19 protein-coding genes are annotated in these 19,465 nt (G+C 60.2%); 7 read left to right on the forward strand and 12 right to left on the reverse strand.

Annotated features, from left to right (window positions below):
* Nucleotide 1: 1 nt before the first annotated feature.
* The 11 genes from AC1ROB_RS19880 to AC1ROB_RS19930 are packed head-to-tail and all read right to left on the reverse strand — an operon-like array spanning nt 2 to nt 11,309.
* On the reverse strand, nt 2-1,177 hold the full coding sequence (locus tag AC1ROB_RS19880; protein WP_492969369.1) for a hypothetical protein: 1,176 nt from the start codon (nt 1,175-1,177) through the stop codon (nt 2-4).
* Nucleotides 1,174-1,731 carry a GNAT family N-acetyltransferase gene (locus AC1ROB_RS19885; protein WP_492969368.1) on the reverse strand — a complete coding sequence of 186 codons (558 nt, stop codon included), beginning with the start codon at nt 1,729-1,731 and terminating at the stop codon, nt 1,174-1,176. The genes AC1ROB_RS19880 and AC1ROB_RS19885 overlap by 4 nt, the downstream gene beginning before the upstream one ends.
* Nucleotides 1,731-3,113, reverse strand: coding sequence for an amidase (locus AC1ROB_RS19890; protein ID WP_492969367.1), 1,383 nt, complete (start codon nt 3,111-3,113; stop codon nt 1,731-1,733). Before AC1ROB_RS19890 ends, AC1ROB_RS19885 begins: the two co-directional genes overlap by 1 nt.
* Nucleotides 3,110-4,231 (reverse strand): N-acetyl sugar amidotransferase, encoded by a 1,122-nt coding sequence (locus tag AC1ROB_RS19895; protein ID WP_492969366.1) that lies wholly within the window; start codon nt 4,229-4,231, stop codon nt 3,110-3,112. The genes AC1ROB_RS19890 and AC1ROB_RS19895 overlap by 4 nt, the downstream gene beginning before the upstream one ends.
* Nucleotides 4,228-4,950 (reverse strand): acylneuraminate cytidylyltransferase family protein, encoded by a 723-nt coding sequence (locus AC1ROB_RS19900; RefSeq protein ID WP_492969365.1) that lies wholly within the window; start codon nt 4,948-4,950, stop codon nt 4,228-4,230. Before AC1ROB_RS19900 ends, AC1ROB_RS19895 begins: the two co-directional genes overlap by 4 nt.
* Nucleotides 4,950-6,392 carry a DegT/DnrJ/EryC1/StrS family aminotransferase gene (locus AC1ROB_RS19905; protein WP_492969364.1) on the reverse strand — a complete coding sequence of 481 codons (1,443 nt, stop codon included), beginning with the start codon at nt 6,390-6,392 and terminating at the stop codon, nt 4,950-4,952. The genes AC1ROB_RS19900 and AC1ROB_RS19905 overlap by 1 nt, the downstream gene beginning before the upstream one ends.
* The gene (locus AC1ROB_RS19910) at nt 6,382-7,437 is read right to left on the reverse strand and encodes a Gfo/Idh/MocA family protein (RefSeq protein ID WP_492969363.1); all 1,056 of its coding nucleotides are present in this window, start codon (nt 7,435-7,437) and stop codon (nt 6,382-6,384) included. Before AC1ROB_RS19910 ends, AC1ROB_RS19905 begins: the two co-directional genes overlap by 11 nt.
* The gene (gene neuC / locus AC1ROB_RS19915) at nt 7,400-8,554 is read right to left on the reverse strand and encodes a UDP-N-acetylglucosamine 2-epimerase (RefSeq protein WP_492969362.1); all 1,155 of its coding nucleotides are present in this window, start codon (nt 8,552-8,554) and stop codon (nt 7,400-7,402) included. Before neuC ends, AC1ROB_RS19910 begins: the two co-directional genes overlap by 38 nt.
* Nucleotides 8,551-9,549 (reverse strand): N-acetylneuraminate synthase, encoded by a 999-nt coding sequence (gene neuB, locus AC1ROB_RS19920; RefSeq protein ID WP_492969361.1) that lies wholly within the window; start codon nt 9,547-9,549, stop codon nt 8,551-8,553. The genes neuC and neuB overlap by 4 nt, the downstream gene beginning before the upstream one ends.
* Before the next feature lie 9 nt (nt 9,550-9,558).
* On the reverse strand, nt 9,559-10,128 hold the full coding sequence (locus AC1ROB_RS19925; protein ID WP_492969360.1) for an acetyltransferase: 570 nt from the start codon (nt 10,126-10,128) through the stop codon (nt 9,559-9,561).
* 8 nt (nt 10,129-10,136) lie between these two features.
* Nucleotides 10,137-11,309, reverse strand: a complete 1,173-nt coding sequence (locus AC1ROB_RS19930; RefSeq protein ID WP_492969359.1) for a DegT/DnrJ/EryC1/StrS family aminotransferase — start codon at nt 11,307-11,309, stop codon at nt 10,137-10,139.
* A 95-nt stretch (nt 11,310-11,404) separates the two neighbouring features.
* Here AC1ROB_RS19930 and AC1ROB_RS19935 point away from each other — a divergent pair, with 95 nt between their 5' ends.
* The 3 genes from AC1ROB_RS19935 (at nt 11,405) to AC1ROB_RS19945 (ending at nt 14,805) form a co-directional block, all read left to right on the forward strand.
* Nucleotides 11,405-12,424, forward strand: a complete 1,020-nt coding sequence (locus AC1ROB_RS19935; protein ID WP_492969358.1) for an SDR family NAD(P)-dependent oxidoreductase — start codon at nt 11,405-11,407, stop codon at nt 12,422-12,424.
* On the forward strand, nt 12,424-13,347 hold the full coding sequence (locus AC1ROB_RS19940) for an aldo/keto reductase (protein WP_492969357.1): 924 nt from the start codon (nt 12,424-12,426) through the stop codon (nt 13,345-13,347). The genes AC1ROB_RS19935 and AC1ROB_RS19940 overlap by 1 nt, the downstream gene beginning before the upstream one ends.
* A 99-nt stretch (nt 13,348-13,446) precedes the next feature.
* Nucleotides 13,447-14,805, forward strand: a complete 1,359-nt coding sequence (locus AC1ROB_RS19945) for a DUF7033 domain-containing protein (protein ID WP_492969356.1) — start codon at nt 13,447-13,449, stop codon at nt 14,803-14,805.
* A 17-nt stretch (nt 14,806-14,822) separates the two neighbouring features.
* On the opposite strand, the gene AC1ROB_RS19950 is transcribed toward AC1ROB_RS19945, so the two are convergent.
* Nucleotides 14,823-15,563 (reverse strand): hypothetical protein, encoded by a 741-nt coding sequence (locus AC1ROB_RS19950; RefSeq protein ID WP_492969355.1) that lies wholly within the window; start codon nt 15,561-15,563, stop codon nt 14,823-14,825.
* A gap of 298 nt (nt 15,564-15,861) precedes the next feature.
* On the opposite strand from AC1ROB_RS19950, the gene AC1ROB_RS19955 reads away from it, so the two are divergent.
* Genes AC1ROB_RS19955 through AC1ROB_RS19970 form a run of 4 tightly spaced genes read left to right on the forward strand, consistent with a single transcriptional unit; the run spans nt 15,862 to nt 19,422 of the window.
* Complete coding sequence (locus AC1ROB_RS19955) at nt 15,862-16,491, forward strand: hypothetical protein (RefSeq protein ID WP_492969354.1); 630 nt, start codon at nt 15,862-15,864, stop codon at nt 16,489-16,491.
* Nucleotides 16,492-16,502: 11 nt separating this feature from the next.
* Nucleotides 16,503-17,498, forward strand: a complete 996-nt coding sequence (locus AC1ROB_RS19960) for a ketoacyl-ACP synthase III (protein WP_492969353.1) — start codon at nt 16,503-16,505, stop codon at nt 17,496-17,498.
* Nucleotides 17,499-17,516: 18 nt separating this feature from the next.
* Nucleotides 17,517-17,759, forward strand: coding sequence for an acyl carrier protein (locus tag AC1ROB_RS19965; RefSeq protein WP_492969352.1), 243 nt, complete (start codon nt 17,517-17,519; stop codon nt 17,757-17,759).
* Entirely contained in the window at nt 17,737-19,422 is a 1,686-nt protein-coding gene (locus AC1ROB_RS19970; RefSeq protein WP_492969351.1) for an asparagine synthase-related protein, read from the forward strand. Before AC1ROB_RS19965 ends, AC1ROB_RS19970 begins: the two co-directional genes overlap by 23 nt.
* Nucleotides 19,423-19,465: the final 43 nt, after the last annotated feature.

Here is a 19,465-nt window from a genome sequence, read left to right on the forward strand (position 1 = left end):
ATCAGGCCGCCCTGGCGACGCCAAGTCGCTCGCAGACATCATCCAGAAGCGGGCGAATCGCTGCCGATTGAACGCGCGGTTTCTGTTGGCGCGGCGCCGCGATGCAAGCCGCCACAATAGAACGGAATGCCGCCTGGTCCCTGTTGATGAAATGCGTAACGAATTCCGGCCGCATAGACCGGTTCCCGGTGATAGCCAGAGCATCGGCCGAATAGTCGGTAAACTCGATAGTCGGCGTATTCATCAGGAAACTGTCCGCCAGGGTTGCGCTGTAATGATTGGCAATCACGACTTTCGCGCGCGCGGCCAGGACAGTTGGGTGCAGATGCATTATCACAAAGCGGGCATTAGGCCGCTTGGCTATTTCTGCCTCGACGATGCGAACATCGGTTGTGGGGTGCGGCTTCATCAGGATCGGCAAGCCATTGGAAACTTCGGCCAGGACATCCATCGTCTGTCGCAGCAGATTCTGGGTTGAGTCGACGCCCGACAGATAATCGATCCGGTCGAGATAGGTGAGCATATAAGCGATAATCTCGGTACCCGCTCGAATACCATGCCGTTCAAGTTCCGCATCGACATAGGCATCGGACTTTGACGCGATATACTGGACAAAGCTTTGCTGGGACCGCGGTGGGCCAATCAGAAAAGACTTGAGGCCATGCTCTCGGGCATAAGCCAGCCATGGCCAGTCCTCTGTATAGCCAACGACAGCACTGGCAGAGAGCCTGCGTTTTCTCGACTTCGGCACTTGCGCGATAAATGTCAGCTTATGCATGACTTCGGTCATGCCATACGAGTCCGAACCGAACATGTAGGTGCGATTGCGGTTGAAAAAATACAGGAACCGCAGCGGCCATTCGTTCAAGGCGCGGGAATGAATAAATACCGCACCTCGACTGATCGTCCTGATCAGCAGCCAAATCAGGCTAAAGACGGCCCGGGCGCGCAGCAGAAACTTGGTGAGCCCCGCAGTACCGCCCGATCCCAGATAGGCAAGATCGCCCATCGAGCAGATCGCGTCATACAGGACGGTATTCCGCTTGACGAGTTCGATTGTCGGCTTGTCGAAGAAAATGAACCGCACAGGCTTGCCGGTGGCACGATGCATTTCCAGCAACACCGGGATTGCACTATCGAGGCTGTTCAGCTTTCGCTGACAGAAAAAATAAATCATGACGGTTCGTATTCCGGAATACGTGTAAAGCGCGACGCCAACTGTGCCACCAGCGTCCAGTCGACGAAGCGATCGCCCAGCCGCACGCGCTCGCGTTGAACGCCCTCGACATCCCAACCCAGCTTGCGCACGCTTGCCAGGAAAGCCGGGTTGGCCGAGCCGGCATCGACACGGTTGAGGCCGGCTTCAGTCAGCAGGAATCCGGTCACGACATAGATGGCTTCGGCGCCGTAGCCCTGGCCCCATACAGCGGGTTCGCCAATCATGATCGAAATGTCGGCGCGCTGGTTATCGAAATCCACCGGACCGAACTTGATATTGCCGATATGCCCGTGTGTGCCCGCTTTGATGGCCAGAACGACGTCATTCGCACCCAGGCCGCTGAGCCAGGCTTGCGCGGCGTCAAGGCTGGTCGGCGGCAGATTTCGGCGCCGGGAATAGGCATTGACGACAGGGTCGTTCAGCCAGCCGACATAGCGGTCAGAAGCCTGATCCGGCGTGAACCGGGACAGTTCGATCCGCTTGCCGCGAAGAATGCGGTCATTTGAAAACATCAGCGCACCAGCTCTTCACTCATGAGACGGGCAAAAGCCAGAAGGCGGTAATCGGCGAAGCGGCGCGTGACGATCTGACATCCGACAGGCTTACCCGTTGTTCCGGTCAGCAGCGGCAGGGACATGCTCGGTGCTCCAACCAGGGTCCAGATCAGGCAGTGGTCGACAATGTCGTCGGCATCCAGCCCAAGCGGCGCTTCATCGGCCGTCGACGGGCAGATCAGAATATCGAACTGGGTCGCGATGCGGTCAAAGTGATGAATAAGCTGCGACTGCTTATCCAGGGCCTGCTGGTAGTGCTCGGGCGGAATGCTCAAGCCCTTTTCGATCATATCACGCAGCCGGGGGCTGAACTTTTCCGAATGGGTCGCCCATTCGTAACGGAAATAATAGGCGAGGGACCGTTGATAGAGAGTGTCATGGATATGATGGGACTCGCTGAATTCTTCCGGGAGCCTGTATTCAAAGACGTCGCAACCCGCCGCCGCAAGCTTCCGAGACAGCTGGTCCATGCCGGTTTTGACGACGCTTGCCTCTGCACTGCTTTTGGGGCCAGTCAGAAGGCCGATGCGCCATTTCCGTCCCACCGGTGCCTGTCGCTCCGGATCAGCCAGCGCCGCTTCGCTCACCGGATAGTTGTGACCGCGCACCCTGGTCACCTCGAAAACCAGTGCGAGATCGGCAACACTGCGCGCCAGATACCCAACTGTATCGAGCGTATCGGTCGTCTTCAGCATTGCCGTGCGCGGTATCAGACCGAAGGACGGCTTATAGCCGTAAACGCCGCAATAACTTGCCGGCCGAATGATCGATCCGGCGGTCTGGGTGCCCAACGCGACCGGGACCATGAAGGATGCAACCGCCGCCGCCGAACCGCTGGATGACGTTCCCGGTGTACGCACGGGGTCATAAGGATTGCGTGTCGGCCCAGCGGTGTGAACGGCGAATTCCGCGGTTACCGTCTTGCCGGCGACGATACCGCCTTCCAGGCGGATATTCGATACAACGCGTGCGTCATTGCCAGGCATGTAATCTTCGAGAATCCGCGTCCCCATTCCGGTGGGGAACTCGTAGGTATTGAAAATGTCCTTCACGCCGACGGGAACACCGGCCATGGCGGCCTGGGGCTGACCCGCCGCAGCCATCGCGTCGATCCGCCGAGCCCGTTCCTCGGCCAACGATCGGTCGAAACATTTGAAGGCGTGCAGGTCGCCGTTGAACTGTTCGATGCGATCGAAGCAGGCCCGCACGTAGTCCAGGGCCGTGACTTCCTTCGCTTTGAACCGGGCAAGGAACTGCGTGGCGTCCAGAGATGCCAATGAATTTCCGGCAGAGAGATAAGCGTTCTCTGTCATATCCTGCAGGGGCGCTTGCTTGTTCATGGCAGAAACTTCGCCTTACCCTCGCGCTTCGACTTCAGAATCTCGTAGAACTCTTCTTCGCTGTAGCCGGTAATCTTCAGGTAATAATCGAGGGTCTCCGGCCGCTTGGCATCCACTTCGGCGGCGATATCAAAGGCTTCTTCCCGGGTCAGCAACCCGGCACGCACATCCTGGCTGGCGAAGTCGGTGGCACGCCCAAAGCCGCGCTTGACGTATTTAGAATAGTCGTGAACGCCGGCCATCTTGCATTCGACCGACTTGTACCATTTGTACGAGCCTTCGACCTTGTCCTCTTTCCAGCCGTATTCCTTGACCAGAAATTCGGTCTGGCGCTCATGGTCCCAGAAAACGAAATCACCGAGGAAGACACCGTAGATGCCGGCTGTCTCGAGTTCCTCAGGAGTCGGCGGGAAGAACAGGTTCAACTCCTTGCGACTGATTCCATCTCCCACCATCTTGTCGGCGGGCACCTTGATCGAATTGGCCATGCCGACCTTTACGAAATCCTTGTCGGCCTTGATTTCCTGCTCCCAATACGTGGTGCGCCCGGAAAATTCTGCCGGCGACTCTCCATAGATAATCAGCGGAATCTTGAATTTCGTCGCCACATGGAACGGATAGGACCAGACGCCGGCATGGCAATGCCAGCATGAGTCGCCGATCATAGGCAGCGAACGCCGCGCCAGCTTGTTAATCAAGCCGCGATTGGGCGTATACATCATGTGATCGACCTGCAGCTTCTCCAGGATATTCGCCAGGTTCTGCTTGCCGGTTTCCGTGAACCAGTTGTGGCTGAAGGTCACAGCCAGCGGCGTCATCCCGAAGACCTTGACCAGCAGGTAGAGCTGAAATGCCGAGTCCTTGCCGCCCGAGATCGGCACCACGCAATCGTAATTGTCGCCCGCCTTGCTCTTGGCTTCGTCCAGAATGCCACGCAGCATCTCCTGGCGGGCATGCCAGTCAATGCGCATCTTCTCTTCCGAAGACCGGCAGGCCTTGCAAATTCCCATCTCATCGAAGGCCATGCCTTCATTCGTTTCCGGCATGCAGCAGCGCGTGCAGTATCGCAGATGCGGAAACGGCGCGCCGCCGCGCTGGTTCTGCTGATGATGCATCATCTGGCTTCCTTCATCGGAACAGGAGAATAATTCTGCAGCCGCCCCATCGCCTCGGCGGCCACCAGGTCAGTTTCTTCGTCAATGTCCATCGCCCGCCTGCTGTCCATCGGGCTGAATGCCAAAGGCTCGGCGTAAACCTGACGCTGACGCCGGAATTCGCTGACCCGCACGGCATAAACCGCACCGCTGGGGAACCAGAGCTTCGGCAGAAGCTGCTTGTGGGATTCCGGGAGCGTGTCGTCGAGAAACCGTACAGCCCTGTTGTCTTCGCGCAGACGGAACATCCAGGCCGGCGGTTCTGTCACCGGCCGTGCGGAGAAACAGCAGGCGACGGCAGGATCCTCTACCAGCCGGGAAAGGCATTCGTCGATATCAGACGGCAGTGTAAACGGCGTGGTCGGTTGTAGCATGACCACAGCATCATAGGGCTGATCGCCCCCGCGTTCGCAGCGATCCAGTGCGTCGACGAGAATGTCGTAATCGGCAGCATAATCTTCCGCCAGATGCGCTTCACGAATGAACGGTACGTCAATGCCGTTCGTCCGGGCGACCTCGGCGATTTCGGCATCCTCGGTCGTCATCACCACGCGGGTCAGGCTGCTGGCCCCTGCCGCACGGCACATCCATGCGACAAGCGGCAACCCCAGCAGCGGACGCAGATGCTTGCGCGGCAGCCGTTTGGAAGAGCCGCGCGCACAGATGACGCCGAGCGATCTCATCAACGCGCAGCCTTTGCCTGGACCGCCGGCCCGGTACCGATACGCCCCTGTCCGCGCGCCCCCAGTTCACCAAGACGGGCCTGATCCGTCTCAGCCAGACGATCCCGGTGCCGGATAATCTTGCGCACGGCATTGCCGATATCCTGCATGTCGCTCGCCGTGGAGGCATGAGCGATGTGATAGAACCACAGGAACTGCTCATCCATCAGCCGCTCGGCCACCGGACACATGCCCATCCTGTATTCGACACTTGAGTCGGTCCAGGGATAGCCGTTATTGCCGTAGGCGGTCTTCAGCAGGAAGGTCGGGTTGGCGTACATCGGCCGGGTATAGCCCGTGCCGACCGGTACACCCTCCGCCCGCAGCGCCGCAACGAACTGCGCGCGCGAAAGCCCCATTTCCTCGGCATCGAACAATGCGACAAAAAGATGCGGAATATCACGCGCCGGCCCGTTACCGTAGCGCTGCGGCAACGGGACCTTGATGCCTGGCAGGTCCTTCAGCTCGGAATACAGAACGTCGGCATTCCTGGTGCGCCACTCGTTCACGCGATCCAGCTTGCGCAGCTGGGCGCGGCCGACAGCGGCACACAATTCCGGCATGCGGAAATTGCAGCCAATGATGTTGGCGACGTCTTCGACCGTGTGGCGCTCATCGAAAATCACCTCGCCATGATTGATGATCAGGCGGCAGCGACGCGCAATCTCAGGGTCAGAAGTGATGATCATGCCGCCTTCGCCGGTCATGATATTCTTGGACTGCTGGAAGCTGAAAATCCCGGCATCGCCAATCGCGCCGACTTTCTGTCCGTTCCAGGTCGCACCAATCGCCTGCGCGGCGTCTTCGATCACCTTGAGGCCGTGACGACGGGCAATATCTAGAATGGCGCCCATATCGGCCACATTGCCGGTCAGATGCACAGGCAGGATCGCCCGGGTCCGTGGCGTGATGGCGCGTTCGATGGCTTGCGGATCGATACAGAAGGTCATTGGATCGACGTCGACAAAAACCGGGATCGAATTGAACAGCAGAACGGCGCTTGCCGTTGCAGTATAGGACATGCCCGGGACGATGACTTCGTCACCGGGGCCAACACCCGCGGCAGCCAAAGCCACGCTGATGCCCGTCGTGGCCGAATTCACCGGGATCGCGTATTCAACCCCGAACATCTCGGCAAACTCCGCGGAAAACGCGCGAACATTTGTGCCGCCGAGAAAATGCCAGTAATCGGAAACCTGCGCAGCCTGGCGGCTGGACATCCGAAGGGTCGTTTCAATATCGGGCGCCGTGCTGCCGATATAACGTGAGAAATTCTTTTCACGAACGGCGGCCAGGACCAGATCTTCCTCATCCTGGTCGACCATTGGCTCGACCAGCCAGGCCGCCTTGCGGACCGGCTCGCCGCCGAACAGGGCCAGTTCATCAATTCCACTATTTTCCATCGCCAATCATCCTTTTGGCCACCATAGACTGCAGCACTTTCTGCACTTCGAGCGCCGCTGCCGCATCGCAGGTCGGCCGCAATGCCGCATCAGGAAACAAAGCTGCAATCTCGTCAGCAATTGCCACGAAGGGCGACATGTCACCCAGCGTCGAGTGCCGCTCGACTTCCCCGCCTCCGAGGCGACGATAGCCGGCATAACGCTCATCCAGGGTGAGCTTTTCAATAATAATCTCGCCGCGATCCTCACGGACCGTCATCCGCGCCTTATCGCCGATAACTTCAGCTTCGACAATCAGGACATCGCGCAGGCCAGTCACCTGGATTATGCCGTAAGCGCCCGACTGATATCCGAGCATGACGGCCACCGCCGGCTCGCCATCTTCGTGAAGCCCCGGAATATCCATGGAGTGGACGCTCAAAACGTCGCCACCCAGCATAATGGCAAGGTCCACTGCATGGGAACCGATACTGAGCAGGCGATTGGGCATCGCAACGCGAATGCACCGAATCTGGCCCAGATCTCCCTGCTGAATATGGTCTCGCGCGGCTTTCCACAAAGGGGTCCAGCGCCGCGCATGCGACACCAGAATGCGGACATTGCGTTCCGCCGCGCGCTGTACCGTTTCTTCCGCCTCGGCAAGATTCCCCGCCAAAGGCTTTTCACACCATATAAACTGCACGGACGGCTCGGCGAGTGAACGATGTATCGCGGCAGAATGCCCATCCGTGGGTGTACAGACACTGACCAGTGCCGGCTTGCAAAGATCAAACAGTGCATCAATGTCGCCCGCGACCGGCACATCGGGGCAGCGTTGCTGAAACGCCGTGACGTTTTCTGCCAACGGTTCGCAGGCGCCGACGATCTTGAACTGGTCGGGGCGCGCAAGATAGGCGCCGGCATGAGTCCAGATCGTTGTCCGGCCCGGCTCTTCGTCGAACCGTGACGCAACACGCCCCAATCCGACAATGGCGACAGGTATTCTGTTGTCCGTCATGCTGATTCGATCAGTTTTTCCAGGGCGCGACAAAGTGCGAATCCCCATGGAAGAACTGCTTACCGAGAAGCTTCTCCGGACCTGGAAGATCAGCAAGGATCTCTGCAATCCGTGGCGCAGCATATCCGTCGCCGTAAAGACTGCTGCCGTCCATGCGCGGCATACTCAAAGCTTTGTCGAGGGCGGCAGAGACGTCATTCTGGTCATTGGATACCGATATCACATTCTTTCCGGCAGGACGGCCTTGCTGCCGCGAACCGACATTCACGACCGGCAGGCCGAAGTAGCCGGCTTCAATCAGTCCCGACGAGGAGTTCCCAAGCATCGCAGCCGCATGCCGCAGAGCGTTTGGGTAATAACGTGCGCCAAGCGACGATCTGGCGATAGCCCAGGGACGATCACGGACAAAATCATCAATCATCTTCTGCAGATGCCGGCCTTGCGGATCGGAATTCGGAGCCGTGATAAGCGCCGGCCGACCGGCCTTGTCCAGTGCCGCCAGCACGGCCCGCATAGGGGCCGACATATCGGTGCTATTCGTTTCCGGGTGCACCGTCACAAGAATAAAATCACCGGAAAAAGGAAGATCCAAAGCTTTTGCAAATTCCATACGACTGACTGCAGGCGCCATGCGCAAGGTATCGATGCCCGGACCGCCCGTGACATGAATGCGCCACGGCTCTTCTCCGAGGTTCGCAAGCCGGCTTGCGGCATCGGCGGAACTGGTAAAGTGGATATGCGCCAGTTTGCTGATGGCATGTCGAACACGGTCATCGACGGCACCATAGGAAAGCTCGCCGCCATGCAGATGGGCCACCGGCAGATTGAACGGCAAAGACGCGGAGGCTGCCGGCAGCATATCCAGCCTGTCTCCGATCAGAAACAGGCACTCTATGGCATTCTCGGCAATAACCGCTGCGGCGGCTTCGGTGCAACGGGCCATGCCCGCAGCAGCCATCAGGCCATCGCCGCCGCCCAGATCGGCGCCCGCCCGATGCAACACCGAGCCGGCCGGAACCGGTGGCGCTTCCGCACCCGGCATCATGTGCATGCCCGTCGCCAGGATGTGAAGGTCAATACCGGGCCGCTCAGCCAGGGCCTGCCAAACCGGAGTCAGTATGGCCACATCGGCGCGCCCCGACGTGATGCTCAAAATCCGGGTCACGCCAGGTCTGCCTCGACAATCGGCACGTCGCCGTCGACGTCGCGCACAAGCCGGCGCCCGACAAGATCAGCCTTTGGCGACAGTCCGCCAAGCGGCCGCTTCAACGCAATGTCGGACAACTGCAGCACCGTGCCGGCCGGCATGGGACGCGCGGCATGCCAGCTCCGCCGGACCAATTGTCTGGTGTCCAGTTCGCTGTCATGGGGCCGCTTCACACCATCGCCGATGGCGATGGCCGTTTCCCTGATCCGTGCGGTCATGGCCTTGAATGCCGCCGGCTCGAGCGAAGCCTTGTGATCGGGACCGGGCAAGTTCCGGTCCAGCGTGAAGTGTTTTTCAATCACCGTGGCGCCCAGGGCCACTGCGGCGATCGAAATATGATCGTCCAGACTGTGATCCGAGTAGCCCACCGGGCAGCCAAACCTCGTCCGCATGGTATTCATGGCTGCGAGGTTGATCGCCTCCGGCGGCGCAGGATACTGCGAAGTGCAGTGCAGTATGGTCAGATCAGAGACGCCACCCGACCGGAGAACGGCGACCGCCTCGCCAACCTCACCCAGCGTGGCCATTCCGGTTGAAAGAATGATCGGCAAACCGGTGGCCGCAAATTCACGTAGAGCAGGGGCGTTGGTCAACTCGCCCGAAGCCACCTTGATGCGCTTCATGCCAAGCCCAATCAGTCCCGGCAACAACGACGTTTCAAACGGCGTGGCAAGGAATTCCACGCCGCATGAAGCGCATTCCTTTGCCAACTCAGCGAAATCCCCGTGGCTCAGCTCAAGCCCGCGCAGCAGGTCAAACTGCGTATCCGTGTTTGCATTGCGCTTCTGGTACGCCGCCGCACCGGCGCCCGCAGAAACAATACTGCTGGCCGTGAAGGCCTGAAATTTCACAATATCGGCGCCACAATCCGCTGCCGCCCGGACCATGGTCCGCGCCAGCGCAAGATCACCATTGTGATTGACGCCAATCTCCGCAATGACGCTGACCGTCATACCCTTGCCCTACTTTGCACGAGTCATTGACGGAACCATGGTTCCCGTCGGAATCTCGACACCCGGCAGCACGACGGCGCCAGCACCCACCATGCTGCAGTCGCCGACTTTTGCACCTCCAAGGACAATGGCGCCAGGGGCGATATGGACACCGCACCCGATGACCGCATCATGTTCGACGATCGCCCGGGTGTTGATAATGGCGCCACGTCCAAGCGCGGCAAAAGCATTGATCACAGCTCCGGGCATGACCTGAACGCCTGCATCGATCCTTGCATCAGGGCTGATCTGAGCCGACGGATGACACAGCGCAGGCGAGCCATGCCCCATTTGAACCAAGCCATCGAGCGTATCCAGACGCCGCCGGAGCGCCGCCGGCTCCATACCGGCAAAACCAACCGTCACGCTGCAGCCCGGCATGGCATCATGCAAGGCCGCTTCAGTCTCAAAGCGATCTGCCGTCAACCACGCGGCTGCATGGGCATCAACATAGGCGAGAATGGTCATGTCGAGGGCCAGGATGCTGTCACGCACGACCTTTGCGTGGCCGCCGGCTCCGACAAGGACAATACCCGACATACCAGCGATTATCCGTGCCAGCGCGACAGAGCTGCGATAACGACATCCTGGTCGGCGGCACTGAGATTGCTGCTGGACGGCAGCGATACGATGCGCCCCGAATACGAAGCCGAAACCGGATTTTGCTCAGCCGGAAAGCCGGCATAGGGCTGCTGGGGCGACAGCTGTTCCCAGAAATGACGGGCCTCTGCGCCATTCGCCTGCAGATGCTCGACCAGAGAGTCCGCAGCCGCAGCATCCCTGCAGATAACCGAGTACAGCCAGTGATTGCTGCTGTTGGCCTGCTGGCGCGGCGTTGCACGCAGCGTATCGTCACCGCGCAGCGCCAGGGCCGCGTCGTAGCGAGCCGCGATGGCACGTCGCGCTGCAAGAATTTCATCCAGGCGCTGCAACTGCGCCACAGCTACGGCCGCATTCAGATTGGTGAGGCGGTAATTGAACCCGACATCCTCGTAACGGTAGCGTCGCCCGCTGCGCGCCTGGGTCGACAACTGCCGGATTCTCGCAGCAACGGCCGGATCGTCCATCACCACGATACCGCCGCCGCCGCCGGTGATTACCTTGTTTCCGTTCAGACTGAAGGTGGCGGCATCGCCGAAGCTGCCGGCCGGCCGGCCAGCCAGCGTCGAACCGATCGAACCCGCCGCATCCGATAGCAGTTTCACGCCATGGCGCCGGCAAATTTCTTCCAGTTTCGGCAAGTCGGCAATTTCACCCAGCACGTCGACGGCGATCACTGCTGCAATCCTGCGCTGACCGGCCTGCTGGGTCAGCACAGCGTCCAAACGTTCGGGATCGATGGCAAGATTTGTGGGGTCGATATCAATAAAATAGGGCACTGCGCCGGTGTGAATTGTTGCGTTTGCCGTCGCTGCAAATGTGAAATCCGGCAGAATGACCGTATCCCCCGGCTTCACCCCGAGGGCAAGAAGGGCCAGCTGCAGGGCCGTGGTGCCGCTGCTGACTGCAACAGCAGCGGCGCGCCCGGTCAGACGGGCGAAGCGCGCTTCGAGCTCCGTCACCTGCGGACCGCTGGAAGATATCCAGTTATCGGTGACACAGCGGACCAGGGAATCCGCTTCCAGGGCCGTGAGAGCTGGAGAACTTAACGATATCATAAGGTTATTTCGGTTGAGTGAAGGTTGGGCGGTTCCGCCACGGCTACCGCAAGGCTGGTGCAAAAACCGCCTCACAGTGATCGTTCACGTCGTGAACAATATTGAGTAATATGACGCCCTGTCAAGTTCCACCCGCCGCAATAACCGAGCCCGAAGACATGGAAATCAAGCAGTTCTACGCTGGCAAAACCGTCCTCGTGACCGGCGGAGATGGCTTCATCGGATCGCACCTGACCGAGGCCCTGGCCCGCCTCGGCGCCCGGGTCACAGCTCTGGCCCAGTACAACTCGTTTGACAGTTGCGGCTGGCTCGACGATCTGCCCGATGAATTGAAGGGCAAGGTCCAAATTGTCCGTGGCGACATCCGCGATCCCGGCTTCGTGCAACGCCTGATGGCCGGGCAGGAATACGTGTTCCATCTTGCGGCGTTGATCGCGATCCCATTCTCGTATCAGTCGCCGCAATCCTATATCGACACCAACATCACCGGCTCGGTTAACATCTTTGAAGCAGGGCGCGTCACCAAACCGATCCGTATTATCCACACCTCGACCAGCGAAACCTATGGCACGGCGCTGACGACGCCAATGACAGAAAGCCATCCGCTTCAGGGTCAGTCGCCTTATTCCGCATCCAAGATCGCAGCCGATATGATGGCAGAAGCGTTTGCGCGGTCCTTCGACCTGCCGATTGCCACACTGCGTCCGTTCAATACGTTCGGGCCGAGGCAGAGCGAGCGTGCGGTTATTCCCACTGTGATCCGCCAGGTCCTCGACCCCGCCTGCACGACTGTGCGGATCGGCGATATCACGCCGAAACGGGACTTTAATTTTGTCGATAATACGGTTAGCGCCTTCCTGCATGTTGGTGCGGCCAGCGACATCGAATTCGGCAGCCCCTATAATTGCGGTTCGGGCGAGACCCATACGATCGGCGATACCATCGACCTGATCCAGCGCATTGCCGGAACGCAAAAGCCAGTTGAGCAAGAGTCGCTGCGCAAACGCCCGGAGAAATCCGAAGTGCATCTTTTGCTGGCTGATTTCGGCAAGTTACATCGCCTGACGGGCTGGACGCCGGCGACATCCTTCGAACAGGGCCTGAGCAGCACCATCGCGTACTGGCGTGCCCGGCTCTCGGCAAACAAGGTCCGCAAGAGCGCCGAATACGCCACATAGTGTCAGGCATCGCCGCAATGACATGGCCCCCGCAACGCCCCTTTCTCTGCCTCGGCACGGTACAGACCGGCATGGCTTACGGGCTTGCCGGCGCTGGCCTGCCTGACGAGACATCAGTGGCGGCTCTCTTCGATGCAGCCGCCAGTGTCGGCATTCGAAGTTTCGATACGGCGCGGGCCTACGGTCTGGCCGAAACGCGACTGGGCGCCTGGCTGCACAAGCGCCGCGCTGACGACTACGAAGTCGTCTCCAAATTCCCGAAGCTGGCGGATATGGACGATTCCGCTGCGGTCGCCGCCATTCGCTCGTCTTGCACCGAATCCCGCCAACTTCTGAACAAGACCTGCATTGACGGCCTGCTGGCTCACAACGGCCGGGATATCCTGCGCCCGGCAATCGCCGAGGCGCTTCGCAATCTTGTCAGCGAAGGATGGATTCTTGCCTTTGGAGGATCGGTCTACGATCCGGCCGATGCCGATGCCCTGCTTGCCATTGACGGACTAGGCCTGCTGCAAATCCCCTTCGGGCTTCTCGACACGCGCTTTCCGGAGAGCGGCGTTCTGCACCGGGCCCACCGCAAAGGTGTTCGTATCTATGCGCGCAGCCTATACACACAGGGTCTGCTTTTTCTCGATCCTGCAATGCTCCCGCCGCATCTAGCAGCCGCCGCACCGGTGCTGCACGACCTGCGCCGGATTTCTGCCGAAAGCGGTTACAGCCTCGCGGCGCTCGCTCTCGGCACTGCGGCCAGCATCCCCGAACTCGACGGCCTCATTATCGGCTGCGATACGCCTGCCCAGGTGACGGAGGCCATGCGGATTTTCCAGACCGGTCTGCCACCCGAGGCGATCATCGCGCGGGCTGTGCAGGCAGCCCGCCAGTTACCCCCCGGCATTGCCGATCCGCGGCTGTGGAAGAAGTAGTGAATACAATGCTTTATACTGCTGCGCCGCCGATTTCAGACCTGCCGGGCGACGGACGCCCCACTTCCCAGGCGTAAAAACCACTGCTATGTTCACACGATGAACATCGGCACGCCCACCCGATATACGCCGCCTCAAGCAGCCTCTGGCCGCAACCCGATCCACCCGATCGCGGCCTATCGTCTGTCGGTCGCTTCTGAATTAGAGGCCTACCTGCCAGAGATCAGGCATGTCTGCGGCCTGCTGGCGGAAGCCCATGGCATCGTAGAAGCCGCGGATGCGACCACCTGCCTGCATTATGGTCCCAATGCGCCCGAGGGCGCGCTGACGATACCCGGCGGCCTGTTCGGAACAGTGGCCACCGCAGCATCGGACGGTTTGCATCTGAACCATGCCCTGCTCGAGCAACAGACGCGCCAGCTTCTGCCGACCACACCGGCACAGGACTGGGACGCCCGGCAGTTCGACGCGATCGGTCTCGCCTTCCTGGTGGTCAGCCGCCTGGAGGAGCGCGACCATACCGGCAAGGATCGCTACGGCCGTTTTCCGATCGAGGCCGATTTCTGCTATCGCAACGGCGTCTACGGCCGTGCCGTGGTGGACGAGGCCCTCGCCGCGATCGCCCGGCTGGTAACCGGCCGGACGGCACCGGCGAGCCTTACCCGCTACAATGTCAAGATCACCCACGACGTAGACCGGCTGCGCAGTTATCACTACCTGCTTGAACCCCTGCGCTACGCGGCCGGCGATCTGCTGAAACGCCGCGCGCCAATGGCGGCCTGGCGTCGCCTGGCTGCCTACGGCAGTGCCGAACCGTGGCGCTCGGTGCAGGATCTTCTGACATTGTCGGAGCGGCACGGTGCGACCTCGCATTTCTACTTCATGGGCCCCAGCCGCAATTCCTTTGACAGTCCCTATGTGATCACCATGGCCACCCTGCTTCGCAGGGTTGGCCACGAAATCGCCAGCCGCGGCCATCGCCTGGGGTTTCATCCCGGACATGGCACTGCGACCGATACCGCACTCTGGCAGCGCCAGCGCGCCGGATTGGAAGACGTGCTGGAGCAGCCGCTGACGGAAGGGCGGCAGCACATGCTTTGCTATGCGGCCGAAACCACCCCGGATATCTGGGATGCTGCAGGCATGGCCCGGGACTACACGCTGGCCTATCCCGAGGCTGAAGGTTTCCGGAATGGCACCTGTCGCGAGGTCCCCAGCTACTCGCTGTCGCAGCGGAAAACGTTGCAGCTTCGTCAGGCCAGCACGGCCATCATGGAATTCGGCCTGATGGGCGGCAAATACCGCAACCTGTCCCCCGAAGCCGCTGTCGCAGCCTGCCAGCCGAGCATCGACACCTGCCGGCGTCACGGCGGCACGCTGGTGCTTCTGTATCACACCGGACAGGCTGATGGGCCAGTCCGCCACTTCTACGAAGCCCTGCTGACGCAGGCTGCCTGACCGCGATGCTGGCGCGCTCAGATACCTTGGGAAACAGCCGGCGTGACATCCCATGCCATGGCCGGCATATCGTCGCGCCAGCGGACCAGCAGTTCGGTGGCATCCGGAGCGGCGAAAACCGCGGGAGCGGCCCGGGCCATCACCTGGCTGAGCGGGCCACCGGTATCCAGGCTTCGCAGCACCAGACGCACAGCACCGCGTTGTGCCGCCACGAAGATGCGCAGGGCCTGCCGATAGCGATCCGCTTCACCCGACAGCATCACCATGTCATCGATGACAAGATCGGCAGCAGCACCGCGTCGCTGCCGCTTCCAGGCGATATAGCCGACATCCCGGCCTTCCTCCCGGAGTATCGCCAGATGATAACGGTGATAGGGGTGATCCACGAAGCGCCAGCGCAGAAAAGCTGCACTGCGCTCTACCGTTACGGCCTGCACAGGAGCACGCGCGCACAGCGCCGCTATGCGCGTAAGATCTCCGGACCCTTCAATATCCCAGCCAGAAACTCCAGCCTGCCCGGGCAGCCACTCCAGGATTGCGCCCGGCAGACGCGAGGCGAGGCGATAAAGCGGATGGCCGTACAGCGGCACGGTTCGCCAGCGGCCGACAGCGCGATAGCCAAGCCGTTTGCGCAATGCCGCCTGCGCGCCCTTCCCGGCCGTCGTCATCACCAGATCGAAGCGCTGCAGGATGGTTTGCAGCAGGCGGGCTTCGTAGGCAACATACAGAAAGCGCTTGCGGAAATCCGGATCGACCATGGTGTTCTCGGTCCGGCAGGCTGTGACAACACGGCCATCAGGCAGCAGCAACCGCTGCGGAACGACACCATGATGGCCGACCACACGGTTCGTCGCAGTTTCAACCACGACCCAGCTCGGTGCGGCACCCCAGGGACCATCGCGCCATTCCCACTGCCATTGCGCCTCACTGCGCCGAATGCCAGCGATGCGATGGTAAAGATCGTTGAGCCCGGCAACGTCGCCGGGTTCAGTCTCCCGCAGATCAAACTCGCTTCCGCTCAATCCGTATCATCCCCGTAAAGACCAGTAGAACCCCATGCGCCTGCTTGGCGAAACACAACTGTCTTATGTCGGATCACGCCCCTATATCCGGGGCGCCGATCTCCTGTTCTGGTTCGAGCGGCTGCGCAAGGCCACCCCCGAAACCGCCTTCGATATTGCCAGCATAAAACAGTTCCGCATCACCCGCGAGGTGCGTTGCGACGGAATGTGGAGCCTGGATCGGCAGGTCGATGCCATCGCAAAACTTGACTTCCTGCGCGCCGATGGCTCGTTCGGGCATGCTTCTTTCGTCGAGGGTGAGACCGTCATTACCCGGCGTGAACCAGATATCCCATCGCTGCTGCAAGACTGCCGGCTGACCGACAACTTCTCCGGCGAGGCGAAGCTGAAACGGCCATCAAGCTTTACCGACCTGCTGAATGGCATAATCGAGACGAATAAGCGGCTGCATGTCGAGACCCTGCAAAAGCGCGCGATTGACCCCGCCGGCATCCGGCTTGTTTACGTCCAGGACCTGCCTGTCCAACTCGCCGGCGACACGCCATCTCTCGACCTGACAATCCGCAGCCAGGGCGAACGCAGCGTTGATGACAAACGCTACACGCTGTCCACCCTGACATCTCCGGCTTATTCGGGCTCCATAAAACTCTGCTACCTTTTCTGACAGGCCTGTTCATGTCGATTTCGGATAACCCACCTGCACTGCATGATATCGGCATTTCCGCTGTCGCTGGCTATCTGCCTGGCGCTGTCATCGATAATGCCAAGCTGGTCCAGGATTATGGCTTCGACGAAGCCTTCCTGCGCGACAAGGTGGGAATCATTGGCCGTCACCGCGCAGCAGCCGATGAGGCCGTATCCGACATGGCGGTCCAAGCGGCCGAACGCCTGTTCTCACAGACCGGGTTTGAGCGCGCCGGCATCGAACTTCTGGTCCTGTGCACCCAGAATCCCGATTACAAGCTGCCGACGACGGCCAATATCGTACAGGATCGCCTCGGTCTTCCGGTCAGCACCGCAGCTTTTGACATCAATCAGGGCTGCTCCGGCTATATATACGCCCTCAGCATCGCCAAGGCGATGATGGCCATGCACGGCATGAACAGCGCCCTGGTCATCACCAGCGAAGCCTATTCCAAGGTCATGAATCCTGCCGATCGCGACACGGCACCGCTGTTTGGCGACGGCGCAACCGCCACGCTGCTACAGCGCGGCGAAGGAATCAAAATGGGCGCCTTCACCTTCGGCTCCGACGGCTCGGGCAAAGACGACCTGATCGTACGGGCCGGCGGCAGCCGCCATCCCGCAGCGGCCTGCACCGGGACGGATGCTCTCTATATGAACGGGCGTGCCGTATATAATTTCGCCCTCAAGCGCGTGCCTATCGATATTGCCGCCTGCCTGGCCAAAAACGACCTGACGATGGATGATATCGATTACTTTCTGCTGCATCAGGCCAACAGGTTCATGCTTCAGGGCCTGGCCCGCAGCCTGCGCCAACCGCTCGACAAAGTCCCCATCAAGATGGCAGAAACGGCGAACACGGTTTCCAGCACCATCCCCTTGTTAATCGAGTCCATGGGAGGCGTGTCTGCGTTACGTGGCAAACGATCCGTAGCCTGCGGATTCGGCGTCGGCCTATCATGGGCCACCACCGTGCTGTATGGCTGATCGAAAAGAGGACAGATAATGCAGGATGCTCTCGGCGTCATCTACGCCATCCTACGCGACGATTATGGTATTGCTGCCGATCTGACACCAGACACGGCAATCGCCGATATTGGCATCGATTCTGTCGATCTCATCGGGTTCCTTTTCGCGCTGGAAGAACGGACCGGCGTTAAAATTCCAGATGAAGAGCTGAGCTCTGATCATCTGCGTACCCTTGGGCAGTTTGCGCATTACGTCGATGACCGGCGCCCCCGCAGCTGAGCTTTGTTTTACCGAGACGCGGGGCTGGCGATGCTGGTCTTCCGGCGACGTCACGGTGTGGTGGAACGGCCATGCCTTCCTGAACGGTGAATTGCTGGAGGGCATTGCCGCAGCAAACCGCATTGGCGCCCTGCCGCCGCCGCTTCTGCACAACGGAGCCAGCCGCGACAAACTGCTGCTGAGTCTCGACGGACATTTCGCTTTTGTGGTAACTGCCGCAACCGGCACCCTGGCGGTGGTTGATCGGGTCCGCAGCATACCGATCATCGCTCGTATCGATTCGGACAACCGACTGCTGCAGCTCTCGGACAACATCACTGCACTGCTGCGCCCCGGGGACAAACCCGACGCGGATGCCAGCCTCGCCCTGGCAATGAGCGGCTATACGCTGGATGGTCGCACGCTTTACCAGGATATACGGGCCCTCAACGCAGGCGAATCCTTGGTTTCACGGCCTGATGCGTCAGTGCAACGGAGCCTGTGGTACGCATACCAACCCTGGCGAGTCGAGGCGAATATCCGGCCGGATGAATGGCCCGAGCGCCTGACGGCCGCCCACGAGGCCCTGTTCGCCAAGCTGGTGCGGTCGCTGGATCAGAGGCCGGTGATGCTGCCATTATCCGGCGGATTCGACTCCCGCCTCGTGGCCAGCGGCCTGCATCATGCCGGCTATCGCAATGTTATTTGTTATTCATATGGCCGACCCGGCAACGAAGAAGCCAAAGCCGCCCGTGCCGTCGCCGAAAAATTGGGCTTCCCATGGCACTACATTGCCTACGACCGGAACCTGACCCGCCAAGCTCTGACCAGCGCAGAATTCCAAGCGTATCTACGCGGTGCCGACACCGGAGCTGCCATTCCGTTCTTCCAGGATTTTGCCGCCATTCAGGGGCTGAAGCGACAAGGCCTCGTCCCTGAAACGGCAGTGTTTATCAATGGTAATTCCGGCGATTTCATTTCCGGCAATCATGTTCCCCTGCCGGTTTACGATCAGGGCCATGACGGCACCCCCCAACAGCGCCGCGATAGACTGATTGAACAGTTCCTGACAAAGCATTTCAGCCTCTGGCAGGATTTGAAGACTCCTGAAAATCGAGCGCGGCTGAGTGGAATTCTCGCTGACTGGCTCGACCGCCGGGTTCCGTCATCCCTGCCGGCCGAGGCCACGTATGCTGCATGGGAAGCGCTTGAATACAGTGCAAGGCAGGTCAAATTCGTCATCAATGGTCAGAGAGTATACGAATACTTTGGCCATTCATGGCGGTTGCCGCTGTGGGAAAACGATTATGTCGCTTTCTGGGAAACCGTCCCGGCCATGCACAAACGGGCCCAGAGGCTTTATTGCGATACCCTGATCGCCGAGAACTGGGGTGGCGTGTGGTCGGGCATTCCGCTGAATCCGCCCCAACGCTGGCATCTGCCATTCTGGGCCAGGGCGCTGCGTAATGGTCTGAAGCTCGCCTCTCTCCCCTTTGGCCGCGCGGCCTGGCAGCGCCTGGATCGTCAGGTTTTTTATTACTGGCTTGATGTCCTCGCCACCTATGCCACCGTTCCTTATGCCGATGTCCTACTGGATCGTCGTGGATTCCGCAGCGCCCTGTCCTTCCGGGGACGACAGTATCTTGCCGGGCATGGGCGCGGTCCTGACGGCCAGCCCCTGTAATTGCTCGTCAAGGCAATTGGTCAGAATGACGACAATCTGTAAG

Source organism: Ferrovibrio sp. GW821-FHT12F09 (genome assembly GCF_058806775.1).